At 51.2% G+C, this 14,284-nt stretch carries 13 protein-coding genes; 7 read left to right on the forward strand and 6 right to left on the reverse strand.

The window, feature by feature from the left end; translation table 11 throughout:
* The first annotated feature begins 17 nt into the window (after positions 1–17).
* Complete coding sequence (yeaX, locus tag C3D30_RS10930; RefSeq protein ID WP_105286878.1) at positions 18–983, forward strand: carnitine monooxygenase reductase subunit YeaX; 966 nt, start codon at positions 18–20, stop codon at positions 981–983.
* 54 nt (positions 984–1,037) lie between these two features.
* Here yeaX and rnd read toward each other — a convergent pair whose 3' ends face one another.
* The 5 genes from rnd to yoaA all read right to left on the reverse strand — a co-directional run bounded on the left by rnd (position 1,038) and on the right by yoaA (position 7,409).
* On the reverse strand, positions 1,038–2,153 hold the full coding sequence (rnd, locus tag C3D30_RS10935; protein ID WP_021550660.1) for a ribonuclease D: 1,116 nt from the start codon (positions 2,151–2,153) through the stop codon (positions 1,038–1,040).
* 81 nt (positions 2,154–2,234) lie between these two features.
* Positions 2,235–3,920 (reverse strand): long-chain-fatty-acid--CoA ligase FadD, encoded by a 1,686-nt coding sequence (gene fadD, locus C3D30_RS10940; RefSeq protein ID WP_105286879.1) that lies wholly within the window; start codon positions 3,918–3,920, stop codon positions 2,235–2,237.
* Between the two features lie 204 nt (positions 3,921–4,124).
* Positions 4,125–4,706 (reverse strand): Slp family lipoprotein YeaY, encoded by a 582-nt coding sequence (gene yeaY, locus C3D30_RS10945; protein ID WP_000290576.1) that lies wholly within the window; start codon positions 4,704–4,706, stop codon positions 4,125–4,127.
* Between the two features lie 39 nt (positions 4,707–4,745).
* A complete protein-coding gene (gene tsaB, locus C3D30_RS10950) occupies positions 4,746–5,441 on the reverse strand; it encodes a tRNA (adenosine(37)-N6)-threonylcarbamoyltransferase complex dimerization subunit type 1 TsaB (protein ID WP_001220970.1) in 696 nt (231 codons plus the stop codon).
* A gap of 57 nt (positions 5,442–5,498) precedes the next feature.
* Positions 5,499–7,409 (reverse strand): DNA repair helicase YoaA, encoded by a 1,911-nt coding sequence (yoaA, locus tag C3D30_RS10955; protein ID WP_000128823.1) that lies wholly within the window; start codon positions 7,407–7,409, stop codon positions 5,499–5,501.
* Between the two features lie 131 nt (positions 7,410–7,540).
* Here yoaA and C3D30_RS10960 point away from each other — a divergent pair, with 131 nt between their 5' ends.
* Both C3D30_RS10960 and C3D30_RS10965 read left to right on the forward strand, forming a co-directional pair.
* Positions 7,541–7,885: a RidA family protein gene (locus tag C3D30_RS10960; protein WP_024191110.1), complete on the forward strand. Its 345-nt coding sequence runs from the start codon at positions 7,541–7,543 to the stop codon at positions 7,883–7,885.
* A 441-nt stretch (positions 7,886–8,326) separates the two neighbouring features.
* Positions 8,327–8,626, forward strand: a complete 300-nt coding sequence (locus C3D30_RS10965) for a DUF1889 family protein (protein WP_001111982.1) — start codon at positions 8,327–8,329, stop codon at positions 8,624–8,626.
* Positions 8,627–8,811: 185 nt separating this feature from the next.
* Here C3D30_RS10965 and C3D30_RS10975 read toward each other — a convergent pair whose 3' ends face one another.
* The gene (locus tag C3D30_RS10975; protein ID WP_000457334.1) at positions 8,812–8,991 is read right to left on the reverse strand and encodes a YoaH family protein; all 180 of its coding nucleotides are present in this window, start codon (positions 8,989–8,991) and stop codon (positions 8,812–8,814) included.
* Between the two features lie 73 nt (positions 8,992–9,064).
* Here C3D30_RS10975 and pabB point away from each other — a divergent pair, with 73 nt between their 5' ends.
* The 4 genes from pabB to pdeD all read left to right on the forward strand — a co-directional run bounded on the left by pabB (position 9,065) and on the right by pdeD (position 14,284).
* Complete coding sequence (gene pabB, locus C3D30_RS10980; RefSeq protein ID WP_105286880.1) at positions 9,065–10,426, forward strand: aminodeoxychorismate synthase component 1; 1,362 nt, start codon at positions 9,065–9,067, stop codon at positions 10,424–10,426.
* 3 nt (positions 10,427–10,429) lie between these two features.
* Complete coding sequence (locus C3D30_RS10985; protein WP_000386576.1) at positions 10,430–11,008, forward strand: CoA pyrophosphatase; 579 nt, start codon at positions 10,430–10,432, stop codon at positions 11,006–11,008.
* Between the two features lie 183 nt (positions 11,009–11,191).
* Positions 11,192–12,556 carry an L-serine ammonia-lyase gene (sdaA, locus tag C3D30_RS10990; RefSeq protein WP_000624293.1) on the forward strand — a complete coding sequence of 455 codons (1,365 nt, stop codon included), beginning with the start codon at positions 11,192–11,194 and terminating at the stop codon, positions 12,554–12,556.
* A 129-nt stretch (positions 12,557–12,685) separates the two neighbouring features.
* Positions 12,686–14,284, forward strand: a complete 1,599-nt coding sequence (gene pdeD, locus C3D30_RS10995) for a cyclic di-3',5'-guanosine monophosphate phosphodiesterase PdeD (protein ID WP_016231673.1) — start codon at positions 12,686–12,688, stop codon at positions 14,282–14,284.

The following is a 14,284-nucleotide window of genomic DNA, read 5'->3' on the forward strand; positions in this document are numbered from 1 at the left end:
TTTGATGGAGTACAGCAATGTCAGACTATCAAATGTTTGAAGTACAGGTGAGCCAGGTTGAACCGCTTACCGAACAGGTGAAATGCTTCACGCTAGTGACAACCGATGGCAAACCGCTGCCTGCGTTCACCGGCGGAAGTCACATCATTGTGCAGATGAGCGATGGTGATAACCAGTACAGCAATGCTTATTCACTACTAAGTTCACCGCTCGACACCTCTTGTTATCAGATTGCCGTTCGGCTGGAAGAAAACTCGCGCGGCGGTTCACGCTTTTTGCATCAGCAGGTAAAAGCGGGCGATCGGTTGACCATCTCGACACCCAATAACCTGTTTGCTCTGGTTCCCTCGGCTCGAAAGCATCTGTTTATCGCGGGCGGCATTGGTATCACCCCTTTCCTGTCGCATCTGGCAGAGTTGCAACACACGGACGTCGACTGGCAGTTACATTATTGTTCGCGGAGTCCAGAAAGTTGCGCGTTTCGTGATGAATTAAACCAACATCCGCAGACTGATAAGATTCATTTTCATCACTCATCGATCGGAACGCGACTCGAATTAGTGCGATTATTGGCGGATGTCGCCCCAGGCACACACATTTATACCTGTGGCCCCGAGGCTCTGAATGACGCGCTGAGAAGTGAAGCAGCGCGTCTGGGTATCGCCTCCAACACGCTACACTTTGAACAATTTGCTATTGAAGACAAAACCGGCGATGCCTTTACGCTGGTACTCGCCCGTTCCGGGAAAGAGTTTGTAGTACCAGAAGAGATGACCATTTTGCAGGTCATTGAAAATAACAAAGCGGCAAAAGTGGAATGTTTATGTCGTGAAGGGGTATGCGGAACCTGTGAAACAGCAATTCTGGAAGGTGAAGCCGATCATCGGGACCAGTATTTTAGCGATGAAGAGCGCGCCAGCCAGCAGAGTATGTTGATCTGTTGTTCGCGCGCGAAGGGTAAACGACTGGTGTTGGATTTGTAGTTTATCCGAAGCCGGATGCGGCGCTGGTTGCGCCTTGTCCGGCTTACGAACGTTTTACTGCGGATATTCCTGCAATAAATTATGTAATGCTTCCGCCATCAACTCACCACGCCAGCCGGAAATCAGCTCAGGCAAATTGTTCTGCGGTTTTAATTTCCAGTGCCAGTTCAGCAGTTGGTTGATTTGCCGACGCGATGCCAGCAATTCGACGCTGATCTTGTGCGTTTCGCTCACGTCAGTAATCAGCGACTTAATCGCTTTAAACGCTTTGCGATAACCGGGCATATCCATCAGGTTAAGCATTGGCTGCGGTAAGGCCTCTTCCGGCAATGCCTGCGCTTTCTCTACCAGCGCCAGCAGCGTTTTACCGTGGAAGCGAATTTCACTACCGGATAAGCCCAGACTGTCCAGTTCGCCCAGACTCCCTGGCATATAACGCGCTACCGACCACAAATGTTCTTCACGCACGACAAAGTTCACCGCCAGATCTCGCTCCCGCGCCTTGCGCAGTCGCCAGTCGGCTAACAGTTGCAAACAGGCCAACTGACGTGTACGTAGCTGCCAGGCATTGGTGATATCACGCCAGGCATCTTCCGGCGCAACGACCTCCTGACGACGCGTTTGCATCAGGCGACATTCATCCAGCGCCGCAGGTAGCCAGCCAGAGGCTTCGGTTTCAACCATCAGTTTTGCGGTGATCGGTAACAGATACCAGACATCCGCCGCCGCGTATTCGCACTGACGTTCGGTTAGCGGTCTGGCGAGCCAGTCGGTGCGCGATTCACTCTTGTCCAGCGTAACGCCGGAATACTCTTCTACCATGGAGGCAAACCCCCATGACATCGGGCGTCCGCAGAATGCGGCGAGGATTTGCGTGTCAATCAGGGGTTGTGGTAATTCACCAAAGACATTGAGGAACACTTCCAGATCTTCACTGCCCGCATGGAGAAATTTGGTGATGGAAGGATCGCGCAGGATCGCTTTCAGCGGTGACCAGTCGGTGATCCCGAGTGGATCGATTAGCGCCAGATGCTCGCCATCAAAAAGTTGAATCAACCCCAGCTGCGGGTAATAAGTGCGCGTACGTACAAATTCAGTATCCAGGGCTATCGCCGGAAAGGCACGGACGGCTTCACACAAAGAAGCCAGCGCATCGTCCGTGGTAATCATTTGGTAATTCAAATTGTATTCTCTTTAGTGGGCGTCAAAAAAAACGCCGGATTAACCGGCGTCTGACGACTGACTTAACGCTCAGGCTTTATTGTCCACTTTGCCGCGCGCTTCGTCACGTAATTCTCGTCGCAAAATTTTTCCGACGTTAGATTTCGGTAACTCATCACGAAACTCCACCAGCTTCGGTACTTTGTAGCCCGTGAGCTGACGGCGGCAAAAGGTCACCAGTGACTCTTCGGTAAGCGATGGATCTTTTTTCACTACGAAGATTTTCACCGCTTCACCACTGGAGCCAGAAGGTACGCCAACAGCCGCCACTTCCTGTACGGCTGGGTGCTGCATGACCACATCTTCAATCTCGTTGGGATAGACGTTAAAGCCGGAAACCAGAATCATGTCTTTTTTACGATCGACAATGCGCAGGAATCCTTCTTCATCCATCACTGCGATATCGCCAGTGTGTAACCAACCATTTTTGATGATTTCATCGGTGGCATCCGGGCGCTGCCAGTAGCCCAGCATCACCTGTGGACCTCTGACACAAAGTTCGCCTGGTTGCCCCGGTGGTACTTCGTTATCATCATCATCCACCAGTTTGGCTTCCGTCGATGGCACCGGTAATCCAATGCTACCGCTGTGATAATCAATATCATACGGGTTAACGCTCACCAGCGGCGCACACTCGGTTAAGCCATAACCTTCCAGCAGATATTGTCCGGTCAGTTTCACCCAACGTTCTGCTACCACTTGCTGAACGGGCATCCCGCCACCTGCGGACAAATGCAAACTGGAGAAATCCAGTTGCTGGAACTCTTTATTGTTCAGCAACGCGTTGAACAAGGTGTTAACGCCGGTGATAGCGGTAAACGGGTATTTCGCTAACTCTTTCACCAGCCCCGGAATATCGCGTGGGTTGGTTATTAATAAGTTCTGCCCGCCCAGCTCAATAAACAGCAGGCAGTTAATGGTTAGTGCAAAGATGTGATACAGCGGCAGCGCCGTCACCACCAGCTCTTTACCCGGATGCAGCAGCGGCCCATAGGTCGCGTTAACCTGCTCCAGGTTTGCCAGCATATTGCGGTGAGTCAGCATCGCGCCTTTCGCCACACCAGTGGTGCCGCCGGTGTATTGCAGGAAGGCTAAATCTTCCGGCACCAGTTCAGGTTTGACGTACTGCATCCGGTAGCCGTTATGCAGGGCGCTACGAAATGAAATAGCATCTGGCAGATGGTATTTCGGCACCAGACGTTTGATGTATTTAACAACGAAGTTAACTACCGTGCCTTTTGCCGTGGAAAGCTGATCGCCCATACGGGTCAGAATAACGTGCTGGACGGCGGTTTTATCGACCACTTTTTCCAGGGTATGGGCAAAGTTAGACACGATGACAATCGCCGATGCGCCGCTGTCGTTGAGCTGATGCTCAAGTTCGCGTGGAGTATACAAGGGGTTAACGTTTACGACGATCATCCCGGCACGCAGAATACCAAACAGCGCCACCGGATATTGCAATAAGTTAGGCATCATCAGCGCAACGCGATCGCCCTTCTTCAGCCCCAGCCCTTGTTGCAAATAAGCGGCAAATGCGCGACTGCGCTCTTCCAGCTTGCGGAAGGTCATCACCTCCCCCATATTCACAAACGCTGGCTGATCGGCGTAGCGCGCGACCGACTGCTCAAACATATCCACCAGAGATTGATAACGGTCAGGGTTGATCTCCGTCGGAACATCGGCGGGATAACGGTTAAGCCAAACCTTCTTCAATTCTTCACCTCTAAAATGCGTGTTCGTCGTCATCGCAACCCCAAGTGACATACATGTTGTTAACATAATATTAACTCATCATACCAGCTTGATAATTCCCCAACGAAAAGGTTGCGAAGCGCGTCACTATTTATTTTTATATTTACCGTAAGAATGCAGAAACAGCGGACCAGCCGCTGTTTCTTTTTCTTTAAAAACAAGCAATTATTCAGTTACAACTGTTTGTACTCTCGCGGGGCCAGGATTATACCAGCCCCATCCGCCGTAACCATAGGGCCAGCCTCGACCGCCATAAAACCACGGATCAATCGGCTGAGGCGGCATAATCACCTGCTGGGTTAAATGCCAACGTTTATAACCCGTTACCTGCATCACCATAAATTTATAGGGCGTGTTGCCGATTTTGCCGTCAACCGCACCGGTGATTGGCCCAACTACCGTGACCAGTTGTCCACGGAAATCGACCGGATCAAGAAAACCATTCACATCTGCATAAATGCGCCCGCGAGAAGGCTCTCCCAGCGTCGGCCTGGCTCCGCTATCGAGCGGTACGGTGGCAATTTCCAGACGGGTTTTCCCCTGCTGGTTTTGTACCGCAACCACTTTGCCACCAAAGCGCGCCTCCTGACCAACGTACAGTTGCGGCGCGCTCATCACCCGAACTAAATCTTGTTGCGGCGTGGGACTGCTGCCTTTAATGGCGTCCGGCACAGTGACACAACCGCTCAGCATTAGCGCAAACGTACCTGCCAGTATGCCTTTGATAACATTCTTTTGAACCGCCATGATGCGACTCCTTTTTTTCTCAGGGCATACTCTTAAGATTCATTCTTTGCCCGGAAGTTTCTTCCACGCGACGTTGTTACGTAAATAAACCGGCTCGGCATGTTCCACCGCCACCGTTTTACCCTCGGCAAACATCAGACAGGCAATCGGCAGCATATCTTCTGCGGCGGGCAGTAACACTTCACCATCGCGCAGAACCAGCCCGCTCTCTTTGCCAAGATCCGGCCAGGCTTGCCAGCCCGTCCCCACCGTCACCCAGTCACCGGAAAGCTGCTGCATCCGCTCATGAACGAGTTCTGGTTTGAGTACGGCTTCGGTTTCTTCACCGTGCCAGATACCGTTTTCATCACGCTGATATTCAGCCCAGTAAACTTCGCCCATCCGCGCGTCAATGGCTGCCAGCACGCGGGTTGCGCCGTTTTTGCGCCACGCCCCTTGCGCCATCGTCATTAGCGTGGAGACGCCAATCATCGGCAGCTCCGCGCCAAGCGCCAGCCCTTGCGCAATGCCAATACCAATACGCACGCCGGTAAAGCTACCGGGGCCACGTCCGTAAGCCAGAGCATTAATGTCAGTCAGGGAGGTTCCGCTGGTGGTCAGGATATCCTGCACCATCGGTAAGATTCGTTGAGTATGTTCACGAGGGCAAAGCTCAAAATGAGCGTTGACAGTACCGTCGTTCCACAGGGCGACAGAGCAGGCCTCTGTCGCGGTATCGATAGCCAGAATTCGCATGGGTCTTCGTGCTTAGATCAATAAAAAGGCGCGCATCATACCATACTCAATAACAAATTACCTGGAGGATGGTATCGCAAGGAAGCGAACCGCACGGGCAATGTCACGGGTACGCGGCGCGGGCGGCAGGCTGGCGAGGAACGTCGCACCGTAAGGGCGCATCACCAGTCGATTGTCACAAATCACCAGCACGCCGCGATCGTCGGCGTCGCGAATCAGTCGCCCTACGCCCTGCTTGAGAGTAATGACCGCATCCGGCAGTTGCACTTCATCGAACGGGTCGCCACCGCGCAAACGACAATCTTCCATGCGCGCTTTTAACAGCGGGTCATCCGGCGAGGTAAACGGCAACTTGTCGATAATCACCAGCGACAGCGTATCGCCGCGCACGTCCACCCCTTCCCAGAAACTGCTGGTCGCCACAAGAAGCGCGTTACCGGCGCTGACAAACTGCTGCAACAGTTGTCCTTTGCTGGTTTCGCCCTGTAACAACACAGGAAGCGTCATGGTGGCGCGGAATTGCTCAGCCAGATCGCGCATCATGGCGTGCGAGGTACAAAGCATAAAACAACGACCATTGTTGGCTTCGATGATCGGTCGCAGCATTGCCGCCAGTTGCCGTGCGGAACCCGGTTGATTGGTTTGCGGCAGGTTACGCGGCACACAGAGTAACGCCTGGCGGCTGTAATCAAACGGGCTGGGTAACAGCAACGACTCCGCCTGTTCTATCCCAAGCCGAGAGGTGAAATGATGCAGATCGTCATTCACCGACAATGTTGCCGAGGTAAAGATCCAGCTACCGGGCTTTTGCTCCATTAACTCTTTGAATTTATCCGCCACGCTTAACGGCGTAAGCGCCAATGTAAAATGGCGCGAAGTACATTCGTACCAGTAACTGTAGCCTGGCTGATTGATCTCTTTTAGCCGTTTCAGTCGTGTGCGATATAACGTAGCGCGTTCAAATGCCGCATCCAACAACGCGGAACGCCCCAGCGACAATTTCGCCACGTCATAACAAAGTTCAAGGGTGTCATCGAGCAGTAAAAACGCTCGCTGAATTTGCGGATTAGCTAACAGTTCGCGCAGATTGCCGCGATAACCCGGCTCACCGAGTTGCAGACGAAAATCCTGCGCGCTCTGGGCAAGGCGGTCGGCGCACTTTTGCAACTGTTGAGTGTCTTTTAATTCAGTGCGATAGGCGATGGTGATGTCTTTTGCCAGATCGAGCAATTGTCGACTGGAGAGTGACTGCCCAAAGTACTGGCTGGCAATGTCCGGCAACTGGTGGGCTTCGTCGAAGATCATGACGTCTGCTTCCGGGATCAGTTCGCCAAACCCACTTTCTTTTACCACCATATCCGCCAGAAACAGATGATGGTTTACCACCACCACATCGGCATCCATCGCTTTTTTGCGTGCTTTGACCACAAAGCAATCTTTATACATCGGGCAGTCGCTGCCGAGGCAGTTATCGTTGGTGCTGGTGACCAGCGGCCATGCCTGCGAATCTTCCGCGACACTGACACAGGTGCTGATATCACCATCGACGGTTTGATTAGACCAGGAGCGTAGCAGGATCACATCGCTTAAAATTTGTACCGGCAGATCGCCGCCCGCCAGCGCCTGCTGTTCGAGACGTTCGAGGCAGAGATAGTTTGAGCGCCCTTTCAGCAACGCCATGTTGCCAGTGTATTTCAACGCCTTTGCCACCGTCGGCAAATCGCGGCTGTAGAGCTGATCCTGCAATGCTTTAGAGCCGGTCGAGATAATGACTTTCTTTTTCGCCCGCAGCGCAGGGGCAAGATAAGCGTAGGTTTTGCCTGTACCGGTTCCCGCTTCCACCACCAGCGGCTGGCTTTTTTCTATCGCCCCAGCGACGGCTACCGCCATCTGTCGCTGTGGTTCACGCGGCTTAAAGCCAGGTATCGCTTTCGCCAGTTGACCGTCTGGTGCAAAATCGTCCGTCACACTACCCCCTGTTGATTTGAACAGGGATTATGTCAGGCCAGGTTGCTTTTCGCCAGCTGAAGTGGTGACGGCGACCTTACATTGTGGCAGTCTTTGCAGCACAAAAATGGAATGATGATGAGGACAAAATGATGACTATCGTTCGTATTGACGCCGAAGCCCGCTGGTCTGATGTGGTGATCCACAACAACACGCTCTACTACACCGGTGTACCGGAAAACCTCGATGCCGATGCGTTTGAGCAGACCGCGAATACGCTGGCGCAAATTGACGCAGTGCTGGCAAAACAGGGCAGCAATAAGTCGAGTATTCTGGATGCCACGATTTTCCTGGCCGATAAAAACGACTTCGCTGCAATGAATAAAGCCTGGGACGCCTGGGTTGTCGCGGGTCATGCACCTGTGCGCTGCACGGTACAAGCGGGATTGATGAACCCGAAGTATAAAGTTGAAATTAAAATTATTGCGGCGGTCTAATTCCGGAAGATAATTATATCAAGGCAAAAATCACACGATAATTTATCGGAAAACTGGTCGATTATGAACAAATCGGCCAGTGCTTAAGATCTTACTTTAGATGGGTAGCACCCCGGCTGATAATTTATTTTTATGATTTCCGCCTCATTTATACAAAAATGATATTAATCGCAAAAACCAAACCATTACGTTAATCACTCGATTAACTTACGCTGCTTTTCTTTCTTGTCCTTCCTTGCCTGAACAATCTGGCTGGGGCACTACGATTCGCTGTTAATTTTCGGCACATCACTAGATAACCCGCCATGACCTGCTACCTTTAAAATACCTGAATGTCAACAGGTTAACTAATGAGATATCGTTATAATCCTTTTGATATTAGGCGCAATTTAATGTCATATATAGCCTTATCGATCACGTGGTTAATTTAAGGACAAGAATATGCCTGCTGTAATAGATAAAGCCCTGGATTTTATTGGTGCCATGGATATATCTACACCAACCCCCAGCTCTATGAATGAAAGTACGGCGAAGGGAATATTTAAATATTTGAAAGAACTGGGAGTACCCGCGAGTGCCGCCGATATTACTGCGCGAGCCGAACAGGAAGGCTGGAATCCTGGATTCACGGAAAAAATGGTGGGATGGGCAAAAAAAATGGAGTCTGGTGAACGCGTGGTGATTAAAAATCCAGAATACTTTTCCTCTTATATGCAGGAAGAGCTCAAAGCACTGGTATAAGTTAAATCTCTACCAACAAAAATGAGCCAGGACGCTTTTTTATCACAGAAAAGCGTCCTTTTTTCTAACCATCAAAAACACTGCTTAATTCATTCAACCAGTACAGCCCCACAATTTTCTGGTTCAAACGCTACGGGCCAAATGGTTCGCTTGTCATAATGCGCCCTGTTGAAACCAACATTGTATTACTCATCTTCATCCTCAAAACGCGCCACGATCCGCTCGCCGGAATGGTTGGCGCGTAACTCTTCGGCTACCAGTGCGATTGCCTGACCGCTGCTCATCCCCTGTGCCATCAGTTCCTGAATACGCTCAACGGCTTTTTGCTGCTGTTCATGGGTGAGTGAAGGTAAACCTGCAAACATTGTTAACTCCTGCTAAATTGTTGGCGCTAATTATTTCATGCTACCCGGCACATAGCCAGTAGAGTCAGGACTGATGAAGACGTTATCTCCCGCTGTGATTACTTTACCCTGGCGTCAGGACGCCGCTGAATTTTATTTTGCCCGCTTAAACCACCTGCCGTGGGCGATGCTTTTGCACTCTGGCTATGCCGATCATCCGTATAGCCGCTTTGATATTGTGGTGGCAGACCCGATTTGCACCTTAACAACTTACGGCAGTGAAACTGTTGTGTGTAAAGGAGAAACCCGCACAACAACCACTGACGATCCGTTAACAGTACTCCAGCAGGCGCTGGAGCGTGCAAACATTCACCCGTCGCATAACGATGATTTGCCATTTCAGGGTGGCGCGCTGGGTTTATTTGGTTACGATCTGGGTCGCCGTTTTGAGTCACTGCCAGAAGTGGCACAGAGAGATATCGACCTGCCTGATATGGCGGTAGGTATCTACGACTGGGCACTGATTGTCGACCACCAGCACCAGACTGTTTCTTTGCTGAGTCATGATGATGTCAATGCCCGTCTGGCCTGGCTGGAAAACCAGCAAATCACACCGCAGGGTGATTTTGCGCTAACCTCTGCCTGGCAATCTAATATGAACCGCGAACAGTATGGCGAAAAATTTCGTCAGGTGCAGGAGTATCTGCACAGTGGCGACTGTTACCAGGTGAATCTCGCCCAGCGTTTTCAGGCTACCTATTGCGGTGATGAATGGCAGGCATTCGTTCAGCTTAATCAGGCCAATCACGCGCCGTTTAGTGCCTTCCTGCGCCTGGAACAAGGCACAATTTTAAGCCTCTCGCCAGAGCGTTTTATTCTTTGTGATGACGGTGAGATCCAGACCCGTCCGATTAAAGGCACACTGCCGCGTCTGCCCGATCCTCAGGAAGATAGCAAACAGGCAGAAAAACTGGCGAACTCGCCAAAAGATCGCGCTGAAAACCTGATGATTGTTGATTTAATGCGTAATGATATTGGTCGCGTTGCTGTGCCAGGTTCAGTCAAAGTGCCGGAACTGTTTGTGGTGGAACCTTTTCCCGCTGTGCACCACCTGGTGAGCACCATTACGGCTCAACTACCTGAACAACTTCATGCCAGCGATCTGCTGCGCTCGGCTTTTCCCGGAGGCTCAATCACCGGAGCACCGAAAGTACGGGCAATGGAAATTATCGATGAACTGGAACCGCAGCGACGCAACGCCTGGTGCGGAAGCATTGGCTATTTGAGCTTCTGTGGCAATATGGATACCAGCATCACCATCCGCACGCTGACTGCCATTAACGGTCAAATTTACTGTTCTGCGGGCGGCGGTATTGTCGCCGATAGTCAGGAAGAAGCGGAATATCAGGAAACTTTTGATAAAGTTAATAGGATATTACGCCAACTGGAGAAGTAAGACGTGGACTACCGTAGCCTGACGCTTGATGATTTTTTATCGCGCTTTCAGCTTTTGCGCCCGCAAATAAACCGGGAAACCTTAAATCGTCGTCAGGCTGCCGTGTTAATCCCCATCGTTCGCCGGTCGCAGCCGGGGTTATTGCTCACACAGCGTTCGATTCATCTGCGCAAACACGCCGGACAGGTGGCGTTTCCTGGTGGTGCTGTAGATGATACTGATGTGTCAGTGATCGCCGCCGCGCTGCGCGAAGCTGAAGAAGAGGTCGCTATTCCCCCTTCCGCCGTAGAAGTTATCGGTGTGCTGCCGCCTGTCGATAGCGTAACTGGCTACCAGGTAACGCCAGTGGTCGGCATTATCCCGCCTGATTTACCTTATCGCGCCAGTGAAGATGAAGTTTCCGCAGTGTTTGAAATGCCGCTCGCCCAGGCATTACATCTGGGTCGTTATCACCCTTTAGATATCTACCGCCGTGGTGATTCACATCGGGTATGGCTTTCCTGGTACGAACAGTATTTTGTATGGGGAATGACCGCAGGCATAATTCGTGAGCTGGCGCTGCAAATTGGTGTGAAATCCTGACTATACTTATCTTTACATCTACAAAACACTACTTGAGACAATCATCGCAATATTAGTTAAATCGCGGTTTTTGATTAGTTTAATTCATGTGAATAGTTAAGCCTGTCGCCGCGTTCCCTCTTACACTATGCGTTGTTATTAGTTCGTTACTGGAAGTCCAGTCACCTTGTCAGGAGTATTATCGTGATTAGTCTATTCGACATGTTTAAGGTGGGGATTGGCCCCTCATCTTCCCATACCGTAGGGCCTATGAAGGCAGGTAAACAGTTCGTCGATGATCTGGTCGAAAAAGGCTTACTGGATAGCGTTACCCGCGTTGCCGTGGACGTTTATGGTTCACTGTCGCTGACGGGTAAAGGCCACCATACCGATATCGCCATTATTATGGGTCTTGCAGGTAACGAACCTGCCACCGTGGATATCGACAGTATTCCCGGTTTTATTCGCGACGTAGAAGAGCGCGAACGCCTGCTGCTGGCGCAGGGTCGACATGAAGTGGATTTTCCGCGTGACAACGGAATGCGTTTTCATAACGGCAACCTGCCGTTGCATGAAAACGGTATGCAAATCCACGCTTATAACGGCGATGAAGTCGTCTACAGCAAAACTTATTATTCCATCGGCGGCGGCTTTATCGTCGATGAAGAACATTTTGGTCAGGATGCCGCAAACGACGTGAGCGTGCCGTATCCGTTCAAATCCGCCACCGAGCTGCTGGCGTACTGCAATGAAACCGGCTATTCCCTTTCCGGCCTGGCAATGCAAAACGAACTGGCGCTGCACAGCAAAAAAGAGATCGATGAATATTTTGCTCATGTCTGGCAAACCATGCAGGCATGTATTGATCGCGGGATGAATACCGAAGGCGTATTGCCTGGCCCGCTGCGTGTTCCGCGCCGTGCGTCTGCCCTGCGCCGGATGCTGGTTTCCAGCGATAAACTGTCTAACGATCCGATGAATGTCATCGACTGGGTAAATATGTTTGCGCTGGCGGTAAACGAAGAAAACGCTGCGGGTGGTCGCGTGGTAACTGCACCAACCAACGGTGCGTGTGGCATCGTTCCGGCAGTGCTGGCTTACTATGACCACTTTATTGAATCGGTCAGCCCGGACATCTATACCCGCTATTTTATGGCGGCCGGGGCAATTGGCGCTTTGTATAAAATGAACGCCTCTATTTCCGGTGCTGAAGTAGGTTGTCAGGGCGAAGTGGGTGTTGCCTGTTCAATGGCTGCTGCGGGTCTTGCAGAACTGTTGGGCGGTAGCCCGGAACAGGTTTGCGTGGCGGCGGAAATTGGCATGGAACACAACCTTGGTCTGACTTGTGACCCGGTTGCGGGTCAGGTTCAGGTGCCGTGCATTGAACGTAACGCCATTGCCTCTGTGAAAGCGATCAATGCCGCACGCATGGCCTTACGCCGCACCAGTGCACCGCGCGTCTCGCTGGATAAGGTCATCGAGACAATGTACGAAACGGGTAAAGACATGAACGCCAAATACCGTGAAACCTCTCGCGGCGGTCTGGCAATTAAAGTCCAGTGTGACTAATACTTTTCTTTCGCCCATCTGCAACGGATGGGCGAATTTCTCCCGCTTTCTCGTCTGCTGTAAATTTCCCCACTACACTTCCACTGTTGCGTCAGGCGTTTGTTGCCATGCGCTTACAGGGCGGCCCGCATGCAAAAAGCACAACGGATCATTAAAACCTATCGCCGTAATCGAATGATTGTTTGTACAATTTGCGCACTCTTTACGCTTGTGGCGACACTAAGCGTGCGGTTTATTTCACAGCGTAACTTAAATCAACAGCGGGTGATCCTCTTCGCCAATCACGCTGTTGAAGAGCTGGATAAAGTCTTACAACCCCTTCAGGAAGGACGCGAGCTTTTACTTCCGTTGATTGGCCTCCCGTGCTCAGTTACTCATTTGCCTCTACGCAAGCAGGCCGCCAAACTGCAAACCGTGCGTTCTATTGGCCTGGTTCAAAACGGTACGCTCTATTGCTCCAGTATCTTTGGCTATCGAAATGTCCCTGTTCATGATATCCAGGCCGATTTGCCTGCCCCACAGGCTCTTCTGCGTCTTACCACCGATCGCGTGTTGATTAAAGGTAGCCCAGTGCTGATCCAGTGGTATCCCTCGCCATCACATAGCGGTGATGGCGTTCTGGAGATGATCAACATTGAGCTATTGACGACGATGTTGCTGGAACCGCAGTTGCCGCAAATCAGAAACGCCAGCCTGACGGTGGCCGATCGCCATTTACTCTATGATGACGGCCTGGTTGATTCTTTACCTCCGCTTAATGGCAATGAGCGTTACCAGGTTTCATCGCAGAATTTTCCTTTTACCATTAGCGTCAGTGGACCTGGTGCGACGGAACTGGCGTTGCACCATCTTCCCAGCCAGCTCCCGCTGGCTGTACTGTTGAGTTTACTGGTGGGTTATGTTGCATGGCTGGCAACCGCACACAGAATGAGTTTTTCGCGCGAAATTAATCTTGGTCTTGCACAACATGAGTTCGAGCTATTTTGTCAACCTTTACTAAACGCACGTAGTCAGCAATGTATTGGCGTAGAGATATTGCTGCGCTGGAATAACCCTCGTCAGGGTTGGATCTCGCCGGATGTGTTTATCCCTATTGCGGAAGAACATCACCTGATAGCGCCGCTTACCCGTTATGTGATGATGGAAACCATCCGTCAAATCCACGTTTTTCCAATGAGCAGCCAGTTTCACATTGGGATCAACGTCGCTCCCAGCCATTTTCGCCGTGGCGTGCTGTTGAAAGATCTTAATCAGTACTGGTTCAGTGCTCACCCGATTCAGCAACTTATCCTTGAAATAACCGAGCGCGATGCCCTACTGGATGTTGATTATCGGATTGCCCGCGAACTGCATCGTAAAAACGTCAAACTGGCGATTGATGATTTCGGCACCGGCAACAGTTCGTTTTCCTGGCTGGAAACGTTACGCCCTGACGTCCTGAAAATTGATAAGTCATTCACCGCTGCAATTGGTTCAGACGCGGTTAACTCGACGGTAACCGATATCATCATTGCGTTGGGGCAAAGGCTGAATATTGAACTGGTGGCGGAGGGCGTAGAAACGCAAGAACAGGCAAAATATTTACGCCGTCATGGGGTGCATATTTTACAAGGGTATTTGTACGCGCAACCAATGCCGCTGCGTGATTTCCCAAAATGGCTGGCGGGCAGCCAACCGCCGCCCGCCCGGCATAATGGACATATCACGCCCGTTATGCGATTTCGTTAA

It is taken from the genome of Escherichia sp. MOD1-EC5433, assembly GCF_002966005.1.
GTDB classification, from domain to species: domain Bacteria; phylum Pseudomonadota; class Gammaproteobacteria; order Enterobacterales; family Enterobacteriaceae; genus Escherichia; species Escherichia ruysiae.

Bases quoted from the DNA above. Each gene is read 5' to 3' on its own strand.
- C3D30_RS10975 (WP_000457334.1), bottom strand. From the start codon at position 8,991: ATGTTTGCAGGTTTACCTTCACTCACCCATGAACAGCAGCAAAAAGCC.
- rnd (WP_021550660.1), bottom strand. From the start codon at position 2,153: ATGATTACCACGGACGATGCGCTGGCTTCTTTGTGTGAAGCCGTCCGT.
- pabB (WP_105286880.1), top strand. From the start codon at position 9,065: ATGAAGACGTTATCTCCCGCTGTGATTACTTTACCCTGGCGTCAGGAC.
- C3D30_RS10965 (WP_001111982.1), top strand. From the start codon at position 8,327: ATGCCTGCTGTAATAGATAAAGCCCTGGATTTTATTGGTGCCATGGAT.
- yeaY (WP_000290576.1), bottom strand. From the start codon at position 4,706: ATGGCGGTTCAAAAGAATGTTATCAAAGGCATACTGGCAGGTACGTTT.
- yeaX (WP_105286878.1), top strand. From the start codon at position 18: ATGTCAGACTATCAAATGTTTGAAGTACAGGTGAGCCAGGTTGAACCG.
- pdeD (WP_016231673.1), top strand. From the start codon at position 12,686: ATGCAAAAAGCACAACGGATCATTAAAACCTATCGCCGTAATCGAATG.
- tsaB (WP_001220970.1), bottom strand. From the start codon at position 5,441: ATGCGAATTCTGGCTATCGATACCGCGACAGAGGCCTGCTCTGTCGCC.
- C3D30_RS10960 (WP_024191110.1), top strand. From the start codon at position 7,541: ATGACTATCGTTCGTATTGACGCCGAAGCCCGCTGGTCTGATGTGGTG.